A 21,572-nucleotide genomic window follows, 5' to 3' on the forward strand; every position below is an offset into this window, starting at 1 on the left:
CTGGTCACTGGTCACTGGTCACTGGTCACTGTTCTTCGCAACTGTCCGCAAGCAGCATCAGCTTCGAGACCACGGGAGTAACGAACACTTACCGCAATTCGTTGCTGCTTGAGGACGTTGACAAAAGCTTGAATGCGATTTTCATTGGGGCGTTTGTAATCAGCTTCTTGAATGGGATTGTAAGGAATTAAGTTAACATGGCTTTGGAATCCGCGCAGGTGTTGTGCTAACTCCATCGCGTGTTGTGGCAAGTCATTGACTCCAGCTAGGAGAATAAATTCAAAGGTAATGCGCCGTCTGGTGATTTGTACGTATTCCCGGCATTCTGCTAGCAAATCATCTATAGAATAAGAATGAGCGCTGGGAATGAGTTGTTCTCTGAGTGCTTGGTTGGAGGCGTGAAGACTCACAGCAAGAGTCACTTGCAACTGGTGCTGGGCAAATTGATAAATGCGATCGCGGATGCCAACTGTTGAGACAGTTAAGTTCCTCTGTCCGATGCCCACATCTTGGTTTAAGGATTTGATGGCTCCTATGACATTATCGGTATTGAGTAGCGGTTCACCCATGCCCATGAATACCACATGGCTGACTCGTTGCTGGAAATCTTCCTGAACTGTCAGCACCTGGTCTACGATTTCATGACGTGCCAAATTGCGCTTGTATCCGCCTTTACCAGTAGCACAGAAATCACAAGCCATTGGGCAACCGACTTGGCTGGAAACACAAACAGTCAAACGCTTTTCTGTGGGAATACCTACACATTCTATAATTTGACCGTCTGTAAGTTTTAAAAGATACTTGACTGTATCATCAGGAGCAACAGAACGGTAGTGTATTGTTGAACGCCCGATGGGAGTTTCGGCAACTTCTGCACGCCATTGCTTGGGAAAGACAGAAATATCAGATAGCGATCGCGCTCCCTTGTGATAGATCCAGTCGTGCAGTTGCTTTCCCCTATAAGCTGGTTGTCCCTGCTGCTGCACCCAAGCCGTTAATTCCTCCAGACTTGCTCCGACAAGAGGGGGAATAGAGATAGAGGATTGTTGTGGAGTGGTATCTGTGGCGGAGGAAATTACAGAGACAGACTTAGCAGACATGATAATTACGAATACGCCTTTAAAACTCTATGTTAGGCGATCGCTGTTGCTATTGTTGGAATTTGTTACGAAGAAATCCAACGTCTGTCTGAGTTCTTGTAGTGCGGGCATCTTGCCCGGTATCAACATTACTTTTTCTTAGCTGCAGCAGAAATTGGTAACTGCAAATTTTGATCGTAGACGAACTGGTTGCGAATTTGTATTTCCCGTTTGGGCAACGTATCGTTGGGGTTGAGTGAATCTTGAGTAGAAACCCGCAATGTGTAGAAGCCAACAGGAACTCCATCAAGACGATAAAGACCAAAGCTATCGGTCACAGCAGACAAGACACGTGCGCCAGCACCATTGATAAGTTCTACGCTGACCTTTTCTACTGGCTGACCTGCAATGTCAGTAATGCGTCCAGCTACACCAAATTCCGGTCTGACAGGGAAATCTACACCAGTCACGGCTGAGGATGCGACTTGGGCTACAGCAGAGGATTTCATTAAGGAAAGTTCCACTGGTAGTTCTTCTGGTTCTAGTTGAACAACATAGAGACCTTCACGTAAATTACCCACAAAGAAGTTACCTTTAGAGTCAGTTTTAGCGGAACCAACACTTCTACTGCGGTTATCTAATATCCGAACAACAGTTCCGCTTAGATCGTAGTTCTTGTTATCGCCCTCTACTACAAGTCTCCCAGCAATGCCCCCTTGTTCCTTGCCGATACCACTGTAACTAGCAGGAGTCACTCGTCCATTTGCAAACGATAAATCAGATACTAGAGATACTGACAGGCGATCGTCCCCCCCGCCAAAAATACCTTTAGCTCTTGAAGGAATACCTTGGTATTCTACACGAGCAAATAAACCAGGAAGCACTCGCATACTGGCACCTACAACTGGACCTACTTCTCCATCGCTATAGGCAAGCCCTAAATTCCAACTTAGTTTGTCAAGACTGCTGGGATAGCGACCAAAACCAACAGAATAACGAGGAGATGCATCTCCACCAAATTCAGTCCCAAAAGAAACTTGATAATCACGACCAAATTTATAGCTTAAATCAGAGATATATGCATCTCCATAGGCATTAAAAGACAGTCTTGTTGAGTCACTGGGTTGATAGAAAGCACTAAATAAATACCGACCATCAATATCAGGTCTGCCGTTTAAAGATAAAGTAGAAAAAGGTCGAGCTGAGAAAGTAGGTAATATGTAGCTAGCAGAACTACCTTCATCTTGACGACTGCGCGCAATAAACCCAAGATTGTATTTATTACTGAAGCGATATTTAACTTCTAAACTGTGGTTGTATATTTCTTGTTTGTTTTTACTCGGTCTATATCCTTGAGGTAAAGATTGGGAATTAGCATTAATATCCAACCGATTTAATTGCACATTTAAATCTGTGGAGTAGCCAACTTTATCACCAGAAGTCCCAACACTGGCAGAGAGAACAACTGGGTTAGCTAAACGCCAAACTAAGCCTGCTTGAGTTTGAACTGCATCTGGTACAGCTTGCACTGAACCTTCTAAAGTTAAATTATTTGATAGACCTTGCCGTAATTGATAAAAACCGACAAATTTGCCACTATCTAAAGCGCTATTAGTGTCAATTAAGTTTTGAGCTAAGTTACCACTAAAACCTAGTCCAGCTAGTTGGACATTGCCTCCTGCTGGTAGCAGTAAATCAGAAGGATTGATTCTAACAGAACGAATTTCAGAAGGAATACGCAAATTATTTCTGTCAAAAATGAGAAGTTCTATTTCATTATTTTGACCAACAGGTAAATTAATATCAAGAAATTCGTAGATTCCGTTAAATCCTACTTGTTGTTGGGCAATAACAACACCACCGACTCTCAGTTGTATAAAGCTTGCTGGAGGAACTTGACCGCGAAGTGTTTGCAAAGGTCTGGAACGTCTCGGTAAAAGCTCAGATGCGCCATAGTTGACATTTTCAAAATACTCATTTGGTAGATTACTATAACCAAATTGCAGCCCTGTTAAGTTAACTCCACTTAAAAGAGGATGTAACCCCAAAATTTGCTGACCTATTTGATAGCGAAACTGACCGCTGCGTTTATAGAAGAAGTATTCCGAAATATCTGGTCTGTCTTCAAAGTTATTATCAAGACGTACACGCCATAAACCTCCTGCTAATCTACCACCTAATAGGGTAGAGCTACGAATACTAGTATCTCCACCACTATTCACCAAATCCAACTCTTGTTTAAAGGTAGAAAATACAGTACCAGGTGCTAGAAAATCAGGTATCAGTTGAACCACTGGCGCTTGATATTGGCTGCTATCTCCTTGCCAAGGTAGGTCGGTTAGTAGTGTTAAATCAGCAGTATTTAATTCTAAATTAATTCTTAACTCTTCTTTAAGAGCAGATTGAGTAATATAAGTAATACCGTTAATTTGTTTGAGAGAGTTTGGTTGTAATTTGATAACTCCTAAAGGTGTCTTGGCTTGGACACCACCATCAGTGCTTTCAAGTGTGATTCTGGCAAGAGTTGCAAAGCTTTCTAAAGGAATAAGAAGAGTGTTATTCTCTTGAATAATATCTAAAGTACCAACTTCACGACCATTAATCATCACACCAACCAAAAAAGGTTCACCAGGAGTGCGAGCTAACTCAATTGCCGAAGGGCTGTGGTTACCTTGTGGTGCTTCTTTTTCGTTATTTGTAGTTTCGTTTTGAGTGGATGTAGATGTTTGGTCTAAGGTTGAAGCTGCTATTTTCTGAGAATTTTGGTTGGAATTTTGAAGAGAACCAGAGAGAGAAAGATTAATAAGTTGCTGGACAGCTGCCAATATTTTCCCTACAGCATCCTTCTGAGCAATTTGGTTTAAAGCGTTGGTTAGTTTGTGGCTACTGGACGTTTCATGAGAACCTGTATTTGCAGGGTTTACCTTGTCTATTGGATTTGTTGATGCAGCCGCGACTGCTTGTCCATCGCTAGAGGAACTTTGAGGAGTAGATATTGGTTGAATTCTTGAATCAGCTATTGGAAGAGGATTCTGGGTGTTTGCTTTAGCTGCAAGATCGATAGTACTTTTAAGAGAAGCCGATAGAGAAAAATTGATGAGTTCTTGTACGGTTCCTAAAATTTTTCTAATAGTATTTTTCTCAGCACTTTTGTCCAAAGCTAGAGTGTTATTCGGCTGTTGTTTATTTGCTTGCTCGTGAGAAGCAGTATTAATGGAATCAGTAGCTCGCTCTTGATTGATTGTTAAGCTACTTTTAAGTGAAGTTGGTGCTGTCGTGATTGGTGCAAAGCTCTTTGCTGACTTGTGTTTGCGAAGGCGCGATTGCAAACTAGAGATACCAGAATTTTTCCATTGAGGTATGCAATCTACTGCTTTGCTTTGAGACTGAGCCGATATTTTTCTAAAAAAATCGTCAACCTGATGCGATTTTTGAGTTGATAGGGGAGTCTGAGACGATTGACACAATAATGGCTGTGCTTTTGCTGCACTGGCAATACCACTGTCTTGAGTGGAAGTTTTTGTTAACTTCTCAGAAGAAGATATTGTTTTTGTGGTCGTTTCGCCAGTATTATTCTCAGGCGGTAAAGTAATGACTATTGGCGGGGGTACAGGTGGTAGAGCTAAGTAAAGCATAAGCACAAAGGTTCCAATAACCAGCGCATATATAGGTTTTGAATTGTATGGAATTCATGACCTAAGGATTTTTTAACAGCAAATTGCTTCAGAGGTGAAGTTAAACACACTCTGAAAATAAACAAAGAAGTTTAGAAATTTTAGAAAGGAAAAATTTATTTCTTAGTAGAAGTTGCAGGCGTTGTTCCTGTAGATGCAGGAACAGTGAAGGGGATACCTTGGTCAATTGGTACTCCACTTAATTCGCCGTTGATATCCAAAACGTAATTTCCTGGAGGTAGCTTTTTGGTTATTGGCATGACAACTTGACGCCGGGTACCTGCCAAAACGGGAGTTACATCTAAAACGCCTGCATCTACGACATTTGACGGAAATTTTGCCTGAGTAATACTTGAATAAGGCAAAGACTGGGTAGTTGAAGCCCCAGGATATTTAGCAGCAGACCAAATTGCATACTGACCCTTTACCCTAACATGAGCGTTACCCTGACTGGAAACATCAAACACTGCTCTAAGAGCATTTGGTTTAGAATCAACAGTTAAAGCGTTGAGAACACCAACCTTTTTGATATCTCCTGAGTAACCATAAATAACAACACCTATGCGGGCAATGGTAGTAACAGCCTGGGAGTCTTGACTGTTGGATGGAATTTCTTCTAGATACAGTACAGCACGGTGTTCGCCGGGAGTGGGCTTAACTTTAGGACGAATGGCAAAGCGTATCGTCTGAGCACGACCTGGTGGGATGGTAAATCTAGGAGGCGTAAACACAATCCATTGATCTAAAGATTGCTCGCTAGATGGTATTTCTTGCAGTTTATTATCTTCACCTAGTGTCCAAGTACCAAGAGAAGCTTTTAGCTCAACTGGTTTGTTAGATAAGTTAATAACATTGATAGATTGAGTGCGCGTTTTGCCGTTGATTTCAACTTCTAAACGAGGTGGACTCACACCAATTTCGACGGGTCTGGCACTGGGCATTCCCAAGAGAAATGTTCCAATTAAACTAAGTGCTATACTTGTAGTCTTTTTTAACATAATTAATTTTTAATTTTTCTTACACCAAATACAATATTTCCAATATTCAATCTATTGCATAAGTCAATAGTTGTCTGTTTTCATACAAAACCATTGGCAATTTTCCATCACCCCAGCATATATTTTGCAGGAAGTCTATTCAAGATTTACTGATAACACACTTTTACAGGCAGGTAGCGCTGTCCTTGCGTTTTACACAAATGGTTAGTTTTCCAGAATATTGACTTTGATTGCCATAGTTTGAAAAATTAGTAAATTCTAAACTAAAACCTCCCTGTACAATAGCCGTATTGTTACTTGGATCTTTAGATAATGTAACTACATCTAAGGGGTTGATTTTAACATTATTGAATGGATTTAACGTACCATTATTACCTGTTATTTCATATTTTCCTTCTACCGGTAAATCCTCTTGTTTGACTTTCATTCTCCAAAATTGAGGTAAATTGCGAGTAATGGATGCATTATATGGTAACGGTGGAGCAAGTAAATCTTGCCCATCCATTACATAAACCTGCTTATTCATCAATATTTCCATTTCCTGGAGTGAAGGAATAATTTTATCTGGAGAAACTGTTAGCTCGTAAAGTTGTTGTGGCTCTTGTGGTTGAGTTGTTTGTGCCAAGGCTGAAAGCTGTGGAAAGGTCAAAAGTCCCACGATTACAGCCAAGCACTGTTTAACATTGCGTTGGCGGTTCATTGTTTTAAAACTGAACATAAATGCAGATTTTTCGCACAAAAGTTGATAGACTGAATTCTGGTTTGGACTGGAAATTTTTATTTTGGGAAGAATTCGTAGTTGCGCTTGAGCGCAACTACAAGTCCAATGCCTAAATTCCTGGTTGCATTTGTGCTTTTTTTCAAATCCTTATTCCGAGATGACTTTTGACCTGCTTGTTATAGAAAGCAGACAAAACACCTGCACCAGAAATTACCACAAATTCACTCAAGTGAGATTAAGGTTTAGCTAACGCTTCTACCCTAATAACGCCTCCCTTGTAAGTGCCTGATTGGTTAGCTTGTGATAAATCAAATGTAAGGTTAGCGCCTCCAACCAAAGCTTTAGTTAGAGTGGGGTTACCAGTGGTGTTGATAACTGCAGTAGAACTGGTCAAAGTGGCAGCTGTACCATCCACAGTGTTGGTAAGTACCTTTGTTACAGGTGTAACAGTGACATTTACCCCTGTTGAGCTATTCGACCAAACGGCAAATAGTTCCTTGACATTTTTTACAACTGCTGAAAGGTTGGTACCTGCAGTAATATTTGGCTTAGTTTGGTCAATCAGAGTGTTACCATCTGTATCTGGAGTAGAGTTGAAATCTTTGTCCTGTGCGCCTAAGTCTCCCTGAGTAACCTGCAACTTAACGTTTTGGAAAGTACGCAAGTACATTGTTGGTTGAATGGTAATTTCAACATTTACGTCTTGGTTAACAGCATTGGCTGGTGCGGCAAAAATAGCGCTTCCCAAAGCAACAGCAGAAGTTAGAATGGCTAGAACTTTTTTCATTTTAAAGTTTGCTCCTCGCGGTAGATTTTGTCAATTTTGTAAGTTTGATGAACTCTCGTTTCCTTACACATCCAAATAAATTGGATTTTAATAATGACTGTTTAATAGAAATTCCCTGGTAAGCCCGAGAGTGGATTGAAGAATGAAATTAGAAGATTATTTACAAAAGCCTTATACTTCACCTCCTACTTGAAAAACTTAAATTCTGTCACTACGTCTCGTACTGTCATTTAAGAACAGTTTGCTAAGGTTAGCGTCTACTCTATTTTTCTCTAGGGCTATGTTGTTGCTTATCGATAAAATGTAGTAGGTTGTGACTCAAATGAACGAGACAATGTAGAAGGCTTTTCAATAAGTCTTGAAAAATGCTAGGAAGCCCACTAAAAGCATTACTGTATTTTGGCTATAAGATTTGGGAAATTTCTTTTCCCAGATCTGAAAGTTTTGACAATTTTGCCATAGTATTTGACTGAATACCCAGAAAACGCATTTTTTAGACCATCATTCTCTAATTTATGAATTTGTAGGTTCAGTCAATTTGCTTATTGCTACAAACTAAATTCAAAAATCAAATCTGAAATGTTGTGCCTTTAGTGTTTTCTATTGTTTAGACTACCCATAAAGTGACAAGAACATATCATGATTCAAAATTGAACATTGATTGAGTGGTAAGCTATTGTTGAAACACCTTCCAAGCAGCTTTACAAGAAGACTTTAACCTTTTGAACTCAAAGTCAACTTCAGTAAGAATATGGAATTCTTTAGGGTACAGTGTCCAAATAATTCCGTAATGTTACTTAAGTGTTGAATAATTAAGTTTTACTATAAAAATTAGGGAACATTAGGATGTTTACATAAGTCTAAGAATGCTCTTAAACCCCGATCTAAGCAGCAGTTTGACAACCACAGAACTACTAACAATAAGGCAAATTACTTGAAACTGTTAATGAATGACAGTTGTGGCAGTACAGAGACCAATACTCCTACCACTAAACACTGTACGGGCGCAAGGCATTGCTAACCACTGTACGGGCGCAATGCCTTGCGCCCCTACTAACCAATAACCACTAACATTATGTTTCAAGTCACTCGTCGCCGTCTTGCCCTTTGGTATACCGCTATTACCGCTGTACTTCTGCTGCTGTTTGCAAGTGGAGTGTATTTGTACGTCCGCAATACCTTAATTGAACGGATGGACGATACCTTAAATCATGTGGTGGAAGTTGTAGAGCGATCGCTAGTCATTGAACCAGTCAACTCAGACTCAAATCAATTTCGCGTTAATATAGAAGCCAGTTTTCGCAACAACTCTGACACAGTAGAAGACGATCGCATTGACCTAGAGTGGTTTAGCCCCACAGGTGAACTCCTTTGGTCTACTTTATCGCAACCCCTGAATATTCCACTACACCCCAAGAATATTCCACTACACCCCAATATGACAGGTGAGACTGTCAAAGTTATAAGAAAAGAGGACAAGCTAGCAATTTCCCCCTCCCCCCCTCACTCCCTCACTCAGACACTCCCCCCCTCTCCCTCTCCCCCTCCCCTCCTACTTCGACAAGTCACAGAACGAGTGCAAATTGGTCGGCAAGTCTTGGGATATTTGCGTGTGAGTCATCCCTGGTTTGAAGTCACCAAACCCAGTCATCAGTTGATTTTTGACTTAGCACTGGGTACCGGATTAATGGTCATTTCTGTTGCAGCCAGTGGTTGGTTTCTTTCAGGTAAAGCCATGGAACCAGTGCGCGAGTCCTATCAACGCCTCAAACAGTTTACGGCTGATGCTTCTCACGAACTGAGAAGCCCGATTACCTTAATTCAAACTAACGTCCAAGTTGCCCTTGCTGATTTGGAATTAGCAGAAACAGAAGGTGTAACTCCCTTTCAGTACAAACAACAATTAAAAGTTGTGGAACGACTCACACAGCGTTTGGGTAAATTAGTAAACGATCTGCTATTTCTTGCAAGGCAAGATAGCGGTATCAGCAAAGAAATTTTTTCCCCTTGTCCTCTTGATGCTTTGTTGATAGAGGTCGTTGAAGAACAACAACTGTTAGCTACAGAAAAAAATATAACTTTAACTCTAGAATTAACTGACCCACCTGCTTCACAAACTCACCATGAGTTACTAGATAATTGGTTTACTATGGTTGGAAATTGGGATCAATTAGTGCGGTTATTTACAAATCTAATTGGCAACGCCTTGCAGTACACTTTACCCAATGGACAAGTAAAGGTTGCCCTGACACGCATAGAAGCAACAAATCGTGTTTCTGGGTTACGTCATAGCAACGCCTATCTACAAATCAAGGTGAGCGATACCGGGGTTGGTATTCCTGCAGAAGCAATATCCCGCCTCTTTGATCGATTTTACCGAGTCGATCCGGCGCGTACCCACACGACAGGAAGCACGCGATCGCAAAATTCAACGGGTTCTGGTTTGGGGCTAGCTATTGCTCAAGCAATTGTCCAAAACCATCAAGGTCACATTCAAGTGGAGAGTACACAAGGTATAGGCACTACCGTTATAGTAACTTTACCTATAACTCTTGAGAGTTAGTGGTTAGTTGTTAGTTGTTAGTTGTTAGTTGTTAGTGGTCACTGGTCACTGGTCACTGATCACTGATCACTGGTCACTGGTCACTGGTCACTGGTCACTGATTAAATGCGACCCCTGACAGATAAAGGGGTGTTTCTTGTGACAGATGTAGAGCGATCGCATTACCTACTAATTTAATGGCAATGCTTGATGAAGTAAGCCATAAATTCAACATATAGCAGTTTTGTACAACTACTTTGAGATTCTCGTTGACTTTCCAAGTAGTTTTGCAAACTGCTAGTTTATTTTTGGCAAAAATGACTTCAAATTCAATGCCTTAAAGACAATGCATGAAGGAGGGTTAGATGACAATATCCATTCGAGAAGATGTTGCTTATATTGTACTAAAAAAAATACAAGAAAGCGGTCAGGGAATGCACGAAGTGGAATTCACTGAAACCGACTTAGCAGGGAGACAAATGACTCCAACGGATCTTTTAGGTCATTTGGATTACCTAAATCAAATGCAGTATATCAATGCTGAATTTACAGGCAATGCTTACGGCAATCAGGAAGATGTTCCCGATTTAGTCAATCCCAAAGAAGTTGATTTCAGAATCGCCAATACTTTTGGTGCAGCAGATGGTCCTCTACCTCATTTAATCACCTTTAAAAAGGCAGAACTGACACAGAAAGGTCAGAAAATGTTAGAAAAGATGGAGGCAAATCCTCCCAAAGCATTAAAAGAAGGACCTGCAGTTTCGATTGCCACCAAAGATCTACCTTTTTTGGAAAAGGTCATGCTGAAGGGTAACCTTGAAGACATCTTTGATGCTAGAGATGTAACAGAAGTTGTTTATCGAGTGATGCGTGACTTGATGACAACAGAAGCGGCTGACCGAGTTGCAGAAGAACTACACAAACCTGCTGAAATGACTGACGATAAATCTCTGCAAATGGAAATTGCAGAACTGTGGAAAGATACCAATCCTATTGTAGGCTTCCTCAGCCGTGTTCGTCCACCTTGGCAAGGTCCTGGTATTTTCAAAATTGACTCTGACCGCTTTTTATTCAGAGTTGCAAATGAAGGTGGATTGCAAGCTAATGTAGACCGCGAACTGGTTGTCAAAGCCGTATTTTCTGCTACCAAAGACGAATTATCACAAGAAAGAATTCAGGAAATTGCCACTTGGTTACCTGACTATGTTCGTCAGCTTTGGGAAAAGGCTTAATTGCTAATGGCTAATAGACCAAGGTTTGAGCAGTTTTACCCCACCCTAACCCAGACCTTGGAAAGGCTATACATTGGTCACATCTTTCTTTACAATCTTGAAACCCTTGTCTACAATGCACTGTGAACGCTGAGATTGTCAGCCGACTTGACAAAACCTTTATAAGGCTACGGTGTAGACCGTAGCTTTATAAGGGGGGTAGATTATTTAAGATATTCTGACTTACGATAGAAAGATTAGTTTAAGCTTATAGTTCTTTTCATATCTATAGTAAGAGTTCTAAATCATTAGAAATTGTTATCTTTGTATTAAATTAACAAACACTTTATGTAAGAGGTTCCTAAAACCCACGTAGGTGGGTTTCGTCTGTATAGCCGCGATTTATAATCGCCAAGGCAAGTATTTTATCGTATATCTTTATCAAATAAGATAATTTTTAGAAAATTTTTCCTACAATTCGAGTCAAAAATTTACCAGGAGGTAAGCGTGAATCAGTCATATCAATTACTTAACAAATCGGCTGCTTTTTTTGGTGCTATTTGTGGAGGATTACTCATTGGTTTGTCCTCTATTCCTCAAACCGCACTAGCTCAACAACTCCAACAACCTCAACCAAAACCCAATTCTAATGTTAACCCCTGTCCTAGCATTTTCTACGAAGAACCTCACAATAGTAGAGTTTTGGTTCCTCAAGGATGTCCACCAAACGCAATAACTCGACAACAGTCGTCTCAAGGCGGTCTTCCTACAGGAGTTGTCCCAAGTGACCCAACTGAAGAACAAATAAGAATGGGTGTTGGCGGTGAAGCACCATCTGACGGAAATCAAAATTATTCTGGCAGACAGCAGGGACAAGTTTCTGTGATTGCACCACCATTACCTAATCAGCAACAATCTCCTATCGCTTCAGTCACACCTACAAACGGACAAGTCTCTGTAAGAATCAAGAACGATACAAACGCCGCCATTAATTATGAAGTCATTGGACACACAGAACGGCGTGTTCTCAGTGGAGGACAAGAAGTTGTTTTGCAAAACTTACCAGTACCCGTAACTATTTCTACCGTTCGACAAGATAACGGCTTTGTCCAAGTGATTCCAGTTTCTACTAAACCAGGAATGATTGAGTTTTCTTTAGATGAGCAGACAAATCCCAGTAACGAGCAGGGCGTCATTAGAATTCAACAAAGCGGACAGGTTTATTTGAATTAAGGGTTAGTTGTTAGTTGTTAGTTGTTAGTTGTTAGTTGTTAGTTGTTAGTTGTTAATCGAAAGACAAATAAACACCAACTACCAACCACTAACCACTATCCACTATCCACTAACTATTCTTTTTTACGTTGAAGCTGTCTCATTTTATCAAGCAGTTGTACTTCCAACTTGTTTTCATCAAGATTCCTCGCCAGGATAACTGCTCTCTCGTAAAAATTGCGAGCGGTTGGAAGGTCGCCCATTTGTTCGTATAACTGAGCATACGCCTCAAATGACTTTAATTCTTCTCGCCGACTGTTTAATTCTTTGGCTAGTGTCAATCTCTTTTCTAGTAAGTCTAAGGCTCGTTCGTAACGTCCAACACTACCATGGGCAATAACTAAACCATCAATCGCCCGTAACTGATTAGCGCGATCGCCTGCTATTCTAGCCAACCCCAGTGCTTCACCGTAAGCGCCAATGGTACCTCGATAATCATTGGCTGCTGAGTAAGCATCACCGAGATTATTTAGGGTGTTGGCTTGACCAATGACATCGTTGAGTTGACGGCGGTAATTCAACGCTTTTTCGTAAAGTTTGACGGCTTTGTTGTATTCTCCCAGTCTTGCAGTTGCCAAACCCAAACTATTTAAAGATAGCCCTTGACCTTCTATATTCTTTAGCTGGGTGGCAATTTCTACGGCTTCTGTCAAGGTTTGGAAAGCAGCTTTATTTTCTCCTTTTCGTAGAAGTAAACTGCCAATGTTATTCAAGCCAAAAATCTGACCTTGGAAGTCTTTTATATCGCGAGCGATCGCTAATCGCCGACGCATCGCATCTTCTGCTTCTTTGTAAAGACCCAATTGCACGTAACCCCTGCTCAGAGCATCGTAAGTCAGACCTTGTGCTTTGAGGTCACCGATTGAGTGGTAAAGCTCTAGTGCTTTTAACCAAGACTCAACAGCTTTGTCCGAATGTCCTTGTTGGTACTTTTGTTCTCCTTGTTGCTGCAACTCATCTGCTTGAGTGGTCGCTTCTTGCACCATCGAACGATTGACGGGACGGTGGAGTTGTTCGGTGATGTCGCCTGCACTTGCAGCCAATGGGTACAGCAAGATGACCAACAGCAAAATATAGTTTGCCCTTGGGAATAAACACCCTCTTTTCATAAATTTTTCCGTGCTATTACGGTTTTAAGTAAACGGTTTAACAAGAAATTTAAAATTTACCAACCTAATAACACGTTATTACGTAAATTTACGCTACTCCAGGCTGAAGAAAATTTTCACCTAGGTAGATAGCGCGTATATCTGTTGGTAATTTTTCCTCTAACATACGATAACCTTCCTGGAGAAAATTTGCTACCTCAATGGGAGCGATCGCCTCCCCTTCCGCTTGTAGGTAAGCAGCAATTCTTGTTTCGCTCCAGTGAAACGTTTGAGCCATGACCACGATCAATCGCAACATAGGTGGTAACCGATCTAAAGCTTGTTCCACGTAACACCAAAGTGGCGGAGAAGTGGTTTTAAGAGAATAATGAATTGCTTCGGTAGGTGGTAATTGAATCTCGTTAATACAGAATGCAGTCATGTTAATCAACCAGTTTTGTAAGGTCAGACCCTCCCTAGCAGAGGGCCCGGTGTTTAAATCCAAGCCCCGAAGTTCGTGATAGATGTGCCGCCAGGTGAGAGCAAACAAATAATCTGCTTGCACGGGCGAGCGGGCGGAATGCCGAATCAAAGTATAAACTATAGGAGTGTACCGACAAAAAACTGCTGTAAAGTATTTCCCCGCATCCGGGTTTTGTTGAAACTGAGTTAGTAGTTCCTGGTCGCTTTGATGAAAGAGCGATTTGACCAATGGATGATTGGCTTCAGTAAAATAAGGTATTTGTACCATTGAGATAAAAGTATGTTGCTAGAATTAATGTAAAAGTGGCAATCTTGTTGTTAACGGCAATAATATCCTGCTGTCAGTCTATTAAAGCTGAACAGTTAGAATGTATCGTAATTGATACATTAGAAATACAAATTTAACCAAAGTCCTACATCTACAAACGTTAGAAAGCGGATATCCTTATACAGTCCCAAACGTATTCATGATTATAATAGCCAACGTGTTACAGTCCCTGCTTATTCCTCACACCATCGGCTCGTTTCTGCCCGGACTACCCTTAGACACCTTATTTTCCACCCAGGGCATAATGGTGATGCTACTAGCTGCATATGCTGGTGCCATGTGGATGTTTCTCACCAGCGCCCCAAAAGTGCATACTGTGATGGTGTCCGATTTAGAAATTGCAAGACAGTTGTACGAAGGGCTGCTCGATTTACCAGCAGCAGAAGTTCCTTTGCACTACTACTACAACTACGAGCAAACCATTGGTGCAACAGGAGTCGATCCGTTGTATCTATCTAGCAGCCCATCCTTAGCTGGTAGTAGAATGACAAATGCCAGTGATGGGCTATGGTATCAGATCAAGAAAAATACTCAATTGCACGTCATCACTGGAGCGAGTGTAGGCACTAAAAATCAGCAGCGCCACGTTTGCTTCGATCGAGACTGCCTGGAAATGATTTTAATGCGAGTCGAAACCCGTGGTTTGAAATTTAAAATCCGCAATCAAAAACCTCTCAACTTTTTAGTTAAGGATTACGAAGGGCGCATTATCGAGATGGCTGAAGTGGCAAATTGATTTGGTTAGTGGTTAGAGGTTAGTAGGGGCGCAAGGCATTGCGCCCGTACAGTCGTTAGAGAGTAGGGGCGCAAGGCATTGCGCCCGTACAGTGATTAGTAGCTAGCAGAACAACCAACAACTAACAACCAACCTTAATTCGATCCATACACCCACCTGAAATTTTCTGCAAATTTTTCCAGCAATTCCTCTGCTAAATCCAGTAACTCGAAGTCGTTATACTCAAGACCAGCATACAAATCATTATCAGTAGTTTTGATTCCGTCAGCTAAGACTTTCTTGACAGCAAAAAGTCTTTCATGAGGTTCAAGAATACTTAAACATTTCTCTAACTCAATCGCAACTTCTGCTAGAGACTTGGATTCATCGTTGAATTGCTTGCGTATCCTAACAGCTACCCAATCATTGCTTTCCAGAAATCCAGCGATCGCCGCCACAATTTTCTGGCGCTGGACCTCTTCGTCTTCACCTTCTTCTCCCCACTTTTCCAACCAATCTCCATCCACATCCTCAACATACAAGTCTACGCAGTCAATACCATAAGTCATCCAATCAAGCTGTAATTGTCTGGCTTCCTCTAAATGTTGCAGGAATGTTGTGAATCTCACTTGACCTTCAGAAGATGTTTCTTTCACCATAATGACTAAACTTTAGTTAATAATGCTTTTTTCTAAAAAAGAGTAAATGTAACAGATTTTCGACTATAAATTTAATTTTAAATAAACGCTGATTTTAAGATGATCGCTGTTATATAGCACTACGTTAACTATCTGATTTATACCATCAATTGTATTGGGATTGTAACTTAAGAAAAGCCCTCTATCTATACCCCAGTGTTGTAGAGTATTTTTCCAATCATCGTACTTTTCTTGAGAGAATTCATTAGAAAGACTGGTAATTTGGCTGCAAAGTGGCTTTTGCTGCTTGTTACTCACAATTATATCAGTTGCCATTGACAAATCTACAATATAGCACTGCCAAAAAGTTCCTTCACGCCGGACGACTTCAGTAGCTATAGATTGCAAAAGCGTGGTATCTGCTTGACTAAACTCGCCAGCCATCAGTTTTTGTTTCCAGATTAAGAACTTTGAATCACTTTGCTCCAGCCATTTGGGAAATAAATAACTATACCAATATCTCTCAGTTGCAGTCATTTGCTGATAATACAATTGTCGTTCTTCTTCTGAGGTTTGCGATTTGATGTCTAACCAAATTTGAGCATCCCGTATGATTTGTTGAAGAAAAAACATGACAAATTTCTTAGATGTCAGCGACCCCAGCTTTACATCTTTAACCCAGCGATTTACCTCATCTAATCTTTTCGCTAAGTTAGAATCGATGGAAGATGCTTCTTTGAGGAGTGCTTTTAGTCTATCTTTTATCTCTTTTGCTTGCAACAGATGTTCTACCTCAAACCATGTAATATTCTATATCCCGTAATGTGAATCGTACTTAAATATAAAATATACAGGTTTGTTGGGTGCCATTTGTCAAATGTAACGCACCCTTTTACATTTTCTTTTGGTTACAGCAATTTTTCAGTCAATGAAACACAGAATTTTCTTGTAGAAATGAAACACAGCAGTTTCTTGTGAAATGAAACACAGCAGTTTCTTGTGGAAATGAAACACAGCAGTTTCTTGTGGAAATGAAACACAGCAGTTTCTTGTGGAACGGGCGTCCCCGCCCGTTCATGCTAGAGAAGTCGGGCGAGACGCCCAACCCACAAGATTTTTATTTAACTTAGGTGTACAAATTAAAAGATTTTTAACTTACCTGAGTCAGCCCTTATTTTGCCATTTTGATTTATTCCACTTTATGGCGCTTCTCTCACACCATTACTTTTTGGTGAGTAGTTCTCAATAGCTGCATGGACATATTGACGCACGCTCATTCCCTCATCTTCAGCTTTTTGTGCAGTTGACACTGGTACGTCAGGTAGAGGCGTAAGTATTCTAGTTTTCCTGCTAGAACCACTTCTGGCTCGTCGCTTATCTTTTGCTGCAACCAAGCTTGAAAATTATACTTGCTCATAGTGTTTCTCTCGGCTGCAATTCCCGCAGTCTAGTTCGTGCAGGTTCTTTGTCCTTCTCCCCATGTTTCCCACCAACCTCCATCTACATCCTCAACATATAAGGACGCAGCATCAAGTCCGTACTTCAGAATATCATCCTGTAATTTTTGCGCTGTTTCTACAGCTTGCAGAATTTTTTCTAATCTCTGCTGATGGTCAGTTAATTTTTCATGACTCATGATTCAATTTTTTCAGGAATCTTACTCTAAAAATAAAGTGAAGTGTAAAATTTAAAATTTTAGATTTTAGATTGACAGCTTATTACAAACCCTAAATTTACAGCCGTTTTTAGATTAATAGACCACATGGAGTGGGGTGGGCGTCCTCGCCTGTCCTCTCATCCAGTACGGGCGGGAACGCCCGTACCACGAGAAAATGCTGTGGTTTATTGACTTGAAAACTACTGTAACACTCCGCTACAACATAGCTGTAACGCACCTTATTCTTAAGTATTGGGTTCCTCAGATTCCTGAGATTTCTCCGGTTTTAGTAATGGAAATGCGATCGCATCCCGAATACTGGCGCAGTCTGTCAGCAACATCACCAAGCGGTCAATCCCTATTCCCAATCCACCAGTAGGGGGCATACCATATTCCAGTGCCGTTAAGAAATCTTCATCTACTCCTTGTGCTTCCAAGTCACCAGCAGCTTTGCGTTCAGCTTGGGCTTCCAAACGCTGTCTTTGGTCGATGGGGTCAGTCAACTCGGAAAAACTGTTGGCAGTTTCCCGCCCAACGATGAATAACTCAAAACGTTCCACAAGACTGGGTTTGGAACGATGGGGTTTTGCCAGTGGCGAAATTTCCACAGGATAATCGGTAACAAAAGTCGGCTGGATTAAGTTTTCTTCTACCTTTTGCTCGAAGGCTTCATTCAGAATTTTGCCAATTGAAGAGCAATCTTCTATACCTTCAATACCAGCATTTTTACTTGCTTCTTTTGCCTCTGCCAAAGTTTGGAACGAGTTGAAATCCAATCCCGTATATTCCTTTACCAACTCGTGCATAGTCGCACGTCGCCAGGGTGGAGTCAAATCCACTGGTGTACCTTGGTAGCTAATTTCGAGCGTGCCGAGAACTTCTTTGGCAACGGTGGTAATAATATCTTCCGTTAGTGCCATCATGTCGTTGTAATCGACATAAGCTTGGTAAATTTCAATTGAGGTAAATTCAGGATTGTGGCGGGTAGAAATTCCTTCGTTGCGGAAAATCCGCCCCAGTTCAAACACTTTTTCAAAACCACCTACAATCAAACGCTTAAGATGGAGTTCTGTGGCAATTCGCAGGTACAACTCTATCTCTAAAGTGTTGTGGTAAGTAATGAACGGACGCGCATCTGCACCCCCTGCTTCCGATTGCAAAACCGGAGTTTCAATTTCAATAAAATCACGCTGTTCCAAGTAGCGCCGAATACCCGCAGTAATGAGAGCGCGACGGCGGAATGTTTGCCGAACTTCAGGGTTAACAATTAAATCAATATAACGCTGGCGGTATCGTTTAGCAACATCCGTCAACCCATGCCATTTATCAGGTAAGGGCAGAAGGGATTTAGTAAGAATAGTATATTTTTTTACGTATACAGATAACTCGCCCTTTTCAGTCCGCTTGATTGTTCCTTTCGCTCCCAAAATATCACCGACATCTGTGAGTTGCTTCAAATTATCGAAAGCATCGGCAAAATCTGCCATACCTTCTTCAATGCGCTTTTTTTCCAAGTAAAGCTGAATTGTACCTGTTTCATCTTGCAAAGTGAAGAAAGCTAGTTTGCCAAAAACACGACGCGCCATAATGCGTCCAGCTACAGCAACTTCAACATCAACTTCTTCCCCGTTAGGCAAATCAGCAAATTTTTCCTGTAGTTCAGCAGCATGATGAGTTAATTCCCCATGATAGGCATAGGGATTCATGCCTAGCTGTCTCAGTTGTTCTACTTTCTCTAGTCGCGTGGCACGAATATCTTCTTCGAACATAATTAACGAACTAATTAGGGCAAGATTTAATTATAAGTAGGTCGTCACAAATAAAGCTAGCTTGTTAAGATCGTCATTTATCATTGTTCAAGTGTAAGGGTTTCAGCTATTTTTACATTTTTTCAGATAAATTCTTTTATCTCCACTTACCTACTTAATTATGTTCGCTGTAAGAAGAATTGTGACCGTGTTGGACTAAAAATCATGAAGTAGTGAGCAAAAAACAGTTGTTGACTAACTGCGCTCATGGAATGTAAGGGTTTACTGTTTATTAAGTGAGAGTAGACAGTTGCGCGACTCACCACTACGGGAAACAAAAACACTCTTGTTGCTTGCGATAAGCACGCTTGTGCGGCTTGCGCTTCGCGATCGCTGTCTTCACCTAAAAAATTAACCAAGAGACACTCTATGCAAGGGAAGTTACGGTTTGAATACGATAGTTCTGACGACATCTTGTACATTAACAAGCGCCCTCCTTACCCAGAACAGGAACCAGCTGAAATCGACTATGGTGTCCTTGCTCGTCTTAATCCTACGACTGGTGAGATTGAGAATTTAGAAATTCTGTTTTTCTCTAAAAGATTATCGCAACATCCTCTTGTCGAGCTGCCACTGATAGCAGATTTTCACTTTTCTGCAACTGCATAATCTATGGAGTTAGGGTAAGCCGAGAAACAAGCGCTTAGGTAAACGGACGGGCGAGACGCCCATCCTACAAATTTATATTCTCGTGGGGTGGGCCCCCCCCCCGCCCTGATATTCATAACAAAAACTCGCCCTGAAATCCACGACAAAAACTAAACCTCACCTAATTACCAGAATCAGATCTTCTCATTCTGTCAATTTCTCTTTGTAATTCTTCAATTTGCCGACGCAAAGTTTCTACCTCTCCTTGTTGAGCGGTTTGTGCTTCTACGTTGACTGCACCATATGCAGCAGAACGTTGATAATTCCCCCTCTTAATCTGCCGATATTCCTCTGATTCTGACCACTGTCGCAAATAATGCACGCGTTCGACTGCAAAAGGATGGGTCAAAAATAAACCTCGACCTCCATTGTAAAGCAAAAATTTGTAAATTTGATTTAATCCATCCGCGTCAAGTGCTTGATAATCCTCTGACTGACGGATAAACTCTTGTAGGCTGCATTCGTTAGCATATTTAAGACTGCCCCCAGAAACTTTCATCATCGAAGTCATCACTGGGTTCAAGTCATCCATTACCAACAAAGCCGCCCGGTCTGCGGATAACTCGGCTTTACGCCGCCATTCATAAAAAGCGTAAATCAACCCTTGACTCAACACGTTACCTATGCATAAGGTTAATTCTCCAATGACAGATGCAGCACTCATCGCCCATATCGCCATTTGAATTAAAATAGTATGACCACATTTGATATGCCCCAGTTCATGGGCTAACACCGCCCTGATTTCGGCTTCGCTTAGCAAGTCTAAAATCCCTGTATTTATGACTATATAAGGATGCTCTTGCCCCAGCGCGTAGCTATTCGCTTGGGGATTTTGTAAGGGCAAACAGTGTTGGTTCTGGATAAATATCTAAATCCCGCACGCATTCGGTGAAACATATGGTAAATAGTGGAGTATTGACGAGGCCCAACTTGGATGGTGTTACCCATTGGATAAACTAACTGAGGGCGCTCAACAAAAAATTCCACAAATTTCCGGGCGATAAAATCAAACCCCGGTAAACTACGTAGGGCTTCCTCGGCTTGGCGGTCTAGGGGGTGTTTAAAAGCTTCACTAGAAATTCCTGTATAAGTTGGCATAACTTAAGGGTTAGTTGTTAGTTGTTAGTTGTTAATATAGCAAGCTACTAACGACTAACCACTAACCACTAACTATTAGCAATTAACAACATAATGGATTTTTATGGGGCTATTGCAAGTAAAAAATGAATTTGTAGGGGATTGAAAGCGAGTGATTGAGGCAGAAGTTCATTTATCACTACATAACTTCCTGCGATCGCAGGCGGGGTTCCCTTCGTGGCCTCATCATTTGACGATGGCACGGTTGGTGGCACGCGCGTTGCGTCTCGGTCGGAGTGCTCTCATTCAAGTGGGGGCAATGAGTGGCTATCAAGGGCGATATCGCACGAGTTTTGTTGCCTCGGCTTTGATGTGGCCCGGTTCGGTGATTATTGTTGCCACCCAATCTGTACAGCAACGTTTGTTGCGGGTGGAAATACCCCGCTTGCAGCAGTGGTTGCAAGTCAATAAACCAATCAGAACAGGGGACACTTGGCCGGACTACGACTTCCAAGGGCTACTCCTAATTTCGCCTGAGGCTTGGTTAAAAGGGCAACTAATCTCAGATAAGAATTTTCCACCTGGTATTCCCACAATTATTGATGGGGTAGACGATTTAGAAGATTGGGCATGCCAACAGATGGCAGTCAGTTTGGAAGCACATGACTGGGATGAACTCATGCTTGCTTACCCAAGCCAAGCAGAAACAATTCGTGCTTCTCGGATACAACTTACCCACGAACTGTTTCAGCATCCAGCTAACCCTTACGAGTGTTATCTCCTGACCTTAGCTGAAGAAGAAATTTTGAGCCGTTTGTATGGAGCATTGGATATAGCAACCCTCCC

General features: G+C 41.4%; 19 protein-coding genes and 2 pseudogenes. 6 read left to right on the forward strand and 15 right to left on the reverse strand.

Going from position 1 to position 21,572, the window contains the following annotated elements:
* Positions 1-11 precede the first annotated feature (11 nt).
* The 6 genes from rlmN to WA1_RS57625 all read right to left on the reverse strand — a co-directional run bounded on the left by rlmN (position 12) and on the right by WA1_RS57625 (position 8,343).
* On the reverse strand, positions 12-1,100 hold the full coding sequence (gene rlmN, locus WA1_RS39010; protein WP_017746028.1) for a dual-specificity RNA methyltransferase RlmN: 1,089 nt from the start codon (positions 1,098-1,100) through the stop codon (positions 12-14).
* Positions 1,101-1,228: 128 nt separating this feature from the next.
* On the reverse strand, positions 1,229-4,714 hold the full coding sequence (locus WA1_RS39015; RefSeq protein WP_017746029.1) for a carboxypeptidase regulatory-like domain-containing protein: 3,486 nt from the start codon (positions 4,712-4,714) through the stop codon (positions 1,229-1,231).
* A gap of 155 nt (positions 4,715-4,869) precedes the next feature.
* Complete coding sequence (locus WA1_RS39020) at positions 4,870-5,751, reverse strand: fimbrial biogenesis chaperone (RefSeq protein ID WP_017746030.1); 882 nt, start codon at positions 5,749-5,751, stop codon at positions 4,870-4,872.
* 163 nt (positions 5,752-5,914) lie between these two features.
* Entirely contained in the window at positions 5,915-6,469 is a 555-nt protein-coding gene (locus tag WA1_RS39025; protein WP_017746031.1) for a hypothetical protein, read from the reverse strand.
* A gap of 238 nt (positions 6,470-6,707) precedes the next feature.
* Positions 6,708-7,259, reverse strand: a complete 552-nt coding sequence (locus WA1_RS39030) for a hypothetical protein (RefSeq protein WP_017746033.1) — start codon at positions 7,257-7,259, stop codon at positions 6,708-6,710.
* Positions 7,260-8,202: 943 nt separating this feature from the next.
* The gene (locus WA1_RS57625) at positions 8,203-8,343 is read right to left on the reverse strand and encodes a hypothetical protein (protein ID WP_158516753.1); all 141 of its coding nucleotides are present in this window, start codon (positions 8,341-8,343) and stop codon (positions 8,203-8,205) included.
* On the opposite strand from WA1_RS57625, the gene WA1_RS39035 reads away from it, so the two are divergent.
* The 3 genes from WA1_RS39035 to WA1_RS39045 all read left to right on the forward strand — a co-directional run bounded on the left by WA1_RS39035 (position 8,335) and on the right by WA1_RS39045 (position 12,245).
* Positions 8,335-9,822, forward strand: coding sequence for a sensor histidine kinase (locus tag WA1_RS39035; protein ID WP_017746034.1), 1,488 nt, complete (start codon positions 8,335-8,337; stop codon positions 9,820-9,822). The genes WA1_RS57625 and WA1_RS39035 overlap by 9 nt on opposite strands.
* Positions 9,823-10,517: 695 nt before the next feature.
* On the forward strand, positions 10,518-11,033 hold the full coding sequence (locus WA1_RS61445; RefSeq protein ID WP_201789230.1) for a DUF2267 domain-containing protein: 516 nt from the start codon (positions 10,518-10,520) through the stop codon (positions 11,031-11,033).
* A 486-nt stretch (positions 11,034-11,519) separates the two neighbouring features.
* On the forward strand, positions 11,520-12,245 hold the full coding sequence (locus WA1_RS39045; protein WP_017746036.1) for a hypothetical protein: 726 nt from the start codon (positions 11,520-11,522) through the stop codon (positions 12,243-12,245).
* Between the two features lie 113 nt (positions 12,246-12,358).
* Here the strand turns inward: WA1_RS39045 and WA1_RS39050 are convergent, their stop codons facing one another.
* A complete protein-coding gene (locus WA1_RS39050; RefSeq protein ID WP_017746037.1) occupies positions 12,359-13,393 on the reverse strand; it encodes a tetratricopeptide repeat protein in 1,035 nt (344 codons plus the stop codon).
* 88 nt (positions 13,394-13,481) lie between these two features.
* Complete coding sequence (locus WA1_RS39055; RefSeq protein WP_017746038.1) at positions 13,482-14,123, reverse strand: hypothetical protein; 642 nt, start codon at positions 14,121-14,123, stop codon at positions 13,482-13,484.
* A gap of 199 nt (positions 14,124-14,322) precedes the next feature.
* Between WA1_RS39055 and WA1_RS39060 the strand changes: the two genes are divergently transcribed.
* Entirely contained in the window at positions 14,323-14,919 is a 597-nt protein-coding gene (locus WA1_RS39060; protein ID WP_026134955.1) for a hypothetical protein, read from the forward strand.
* Between the two features lie 134 nt (positions 14,920-15,053).
* Here WA1_RS39060 and WA1_RS39065 read toward each other — a convergent pair whose 3' ends face one another.
* From WA1_RS39065 to WA1_RS39085, 6 genes are all read right to left on the reverse strand, one after another.
* Positions 15,054-15,557 (reverse strand): hypothetical protein, encoded by a 504-nt coding sequence (locus tag WA1_RS39065; RefSeq protein ID WP_017746040.1) that lies wholly within the window; start codon positions 15,555-15,557, stop codon positions 15,054-15,056.
* A 63-nt stretch (positions 15,558-15,620) separates the two neighbouring features.
* Positions 15,621-16,316: a hypothetical protein gene (locus tag WA1_RS39070; protein ID WP_017746041.1), complete on the reverse strand. Its 696-nt coding sequence runs from the start codon at positions 16,314-16,316 to the stop codon at positions 15,621-15,623.
* A 493-nt stretch (positions 16,317-16,809) separates the two neighbouring features.
* Positions 16,810-16,953 carry a hypothetical protein gene (locus WA1_RS60745; RefSeq protein ID WP_158516754.1) on the reverse strand — a complete coding sequence of 48 codons (144 nt, stop codon included), beginning with the start codon at positions 16,951-16,953 and terminating at the stop codon, positions 16,810-16,812.
* A gap of 30 nt (positions 16,954-16,983) precedes the next feature.
* Positions 16,984-17,172, reverse strand: a complete 189-nt coding sequence (locus WA1_RS39075; RefSeq protein WP_017746043.1) for a hypothetical protein — start codon at positions 17,170-17,172, stop codon at positions 16,984-16,986.
* Between the two features lie 266 nt (positions 17,173-17,438).
* Positions 17,439-18,962 carry a lysine--tRNA ligase gene (gene lysS, locus WA1_RS39080; protein ID WP_017746044.1) on the reverse strand — a complete coding sequence of 508 codons (1,524 nt, stop codon included), beginning with the start codon at positions 18,960-18,962 and terminating at the stop codon, positions 17,439-17,441.
* A 158-nt stretch (positions 18,963-19,120) separates the two neighbouring features.
* Positions 19,121-19,360 (reverse strand): hypothetical protein, encoded by a 240-nt coding sequence (locus WA1_RS39085; RefSeq protein ID WP_017746045.1) that lies wholly within the window; start codon positions 19,358-19,360, stop codon positions 19,121-19,123.
* Positions 19,361-19,370: 10 nt separating this feature from the next.
* Between WA1_RS39085 and WA1_RS39090 the strand changes: the two genes are divergently transcribed.
* Complete coding sequence (locus WA1_RS39090) at positions 19,371-19,610, forward strand: DUF2283 domain-containing protein (RefSeq protein ID WP_017746046.1); 240 nt, start codon at positions 19,371-19,373, stop codon at positions 19,608-19,610.
* A gap of 160 nt (positions 19,611-19,770) precedes the next feature.
* On the opposite strand, the pseudogene WA1_RS39095 reads toward WA1_RS39090, so the two are convergent.
* A pseudogene (locus WA1_RS39095) lies at positions 19,771-20,747 on the reverse strand (M48 family metallopeptidase).
* A 151-nt stretch (positions 20,748-20,898) separates the two neighbouring features.
* Here WA1_RS39095 and WA1_RS60750 point away from each other — a divergent pair.
* A pseudogene (locus WA1_RS60750) lies at positions 20,899-21,572 on the forward strand (ATP-dependent DNA helicase); the annotation flags it as partial.

The sequence above is a fragment of the Scytonema hofmannii PCC 7110 genome (assembly GCF_000346485.2).
Classification (GTDB): Bacteria; Cyanobacteriota; Cyanobacteriia; order Cyanobacteriales; family Nostocaceae; genus Scytonema; species Scytonema hofmannii.

What these genes read in the sequence shown, in the direction of transcription:
- WA1_RS39020 (WP_017746030.1), bottom strand. Translation starts at nt 5,751, where the DNA reads ATGTTAAAAAAGACTACAAGTATAGCACTTAGTTTAATTGGAACATTT.
- WA1_RS39065 (WP_017746040.1), bottom strand. Translation starts at nt 15,557, where the DNA reads ATGGTGAAAGAAACATCTTCTGAAGGTCAAGTGAGATTCACAACATTC.
- WA1_RS39015 (WP_017746029.1), bottom strand. Translation starts at nt 4,714, where the DNA reads ATGCTTTACTTAGCTCTACCACCTGTACCCCCGCCAATAGTCATTACT.
- WA1_RS39035 (WP_017746034.1), top strand. Translation starts at nt 8,335, where the DNA reads ATGTTTCAAGTCACTCGTCGCCGTCTTGCCCTTTGGTATACCGCTATT.
- WA1_RS39075 (WP_017746043.1), bottom strand. Translation starts at nt 17,172, where the DNA reads ATGAGTCATGAAAAATTAACTGACCATCAGCAGAGATTAGAAAAAATT.
- WA1_RS39050 (WP_017746037.1), bottom strand. Translation starts at nt 13,393, where the DNA reads ATGAAAAGAGGGTGTTTATTCCCAAGGGCAAACTATATTTTGCTGTTG.
- WA1_RS39025 (WP_017746031.1), bottom strand. Translation starts at nt 6,469, where the DNA reads ATGTTCAGTTTTAAAACAATGAACCGCCAACGCAATGTTAAACAGTGC.
- lysS (WP_017746044.1), bottom strand. Translation starts at nt 18,962, where the DNA reads ATGTTCGAAGAAGATATTCGTGCCACGCGACTAGAGAAAGTAGAACAA.
- WA1_RS39060 (WP_026134955.1), top strand. Translation starts at nt 14,323, where the DNA reads ATGATTATAATAGCCAACGTGTTACAGTCCCTGCTTATTCCTCACACC.
- WA1_RS60745 (WP_158516754.1), bottom strand. Translation starts at nt 16,953, where the DNA reads ATGAGCAAGTATAATTTTCAAGCTTGGTTGCAGCAAAAGATAAGCGAC.
- WA1_RS61445 (WP_201789230.1), top strand. Translation starts at nt 10,518, where the DNA reads ATGGAGGCAAATCCTCCCAAAGCATTAAAAGAAGGACCTGCAGTTTCG.
- WA1_RS39090 (WP_017746046.1), top strand. Translation starts at nt 19,371, where the DNA reads ATGCAAGGGAAGTTACGGTTTGAATACGATAGTTCTGACGACATCTTG.
- WA1_RS39055 (WP_017746038.1), bottom strand. Translation starts at nt 14,123, where the DNA reads ATGGTACAAATACCTTATTTTACTGAAGCCAATCATCCATTGGTCAAA.
- rlmN (WP_017746028.1), bottom strand. Translation starts at nt 1,100, where the DNA reads ATGTCTGCTAAGTCTGTCTCTGTAATTTCCTCCGCCACAGATACCACT.
- WA1_RS39030 (WP_017746033.1), bottom strand. Translation starts at nt 7,259, where the DNA reads ATGAAAAAAGTTCTAGCCATTCTAACTTCTGCTGTTGCTTTGGGAAGC.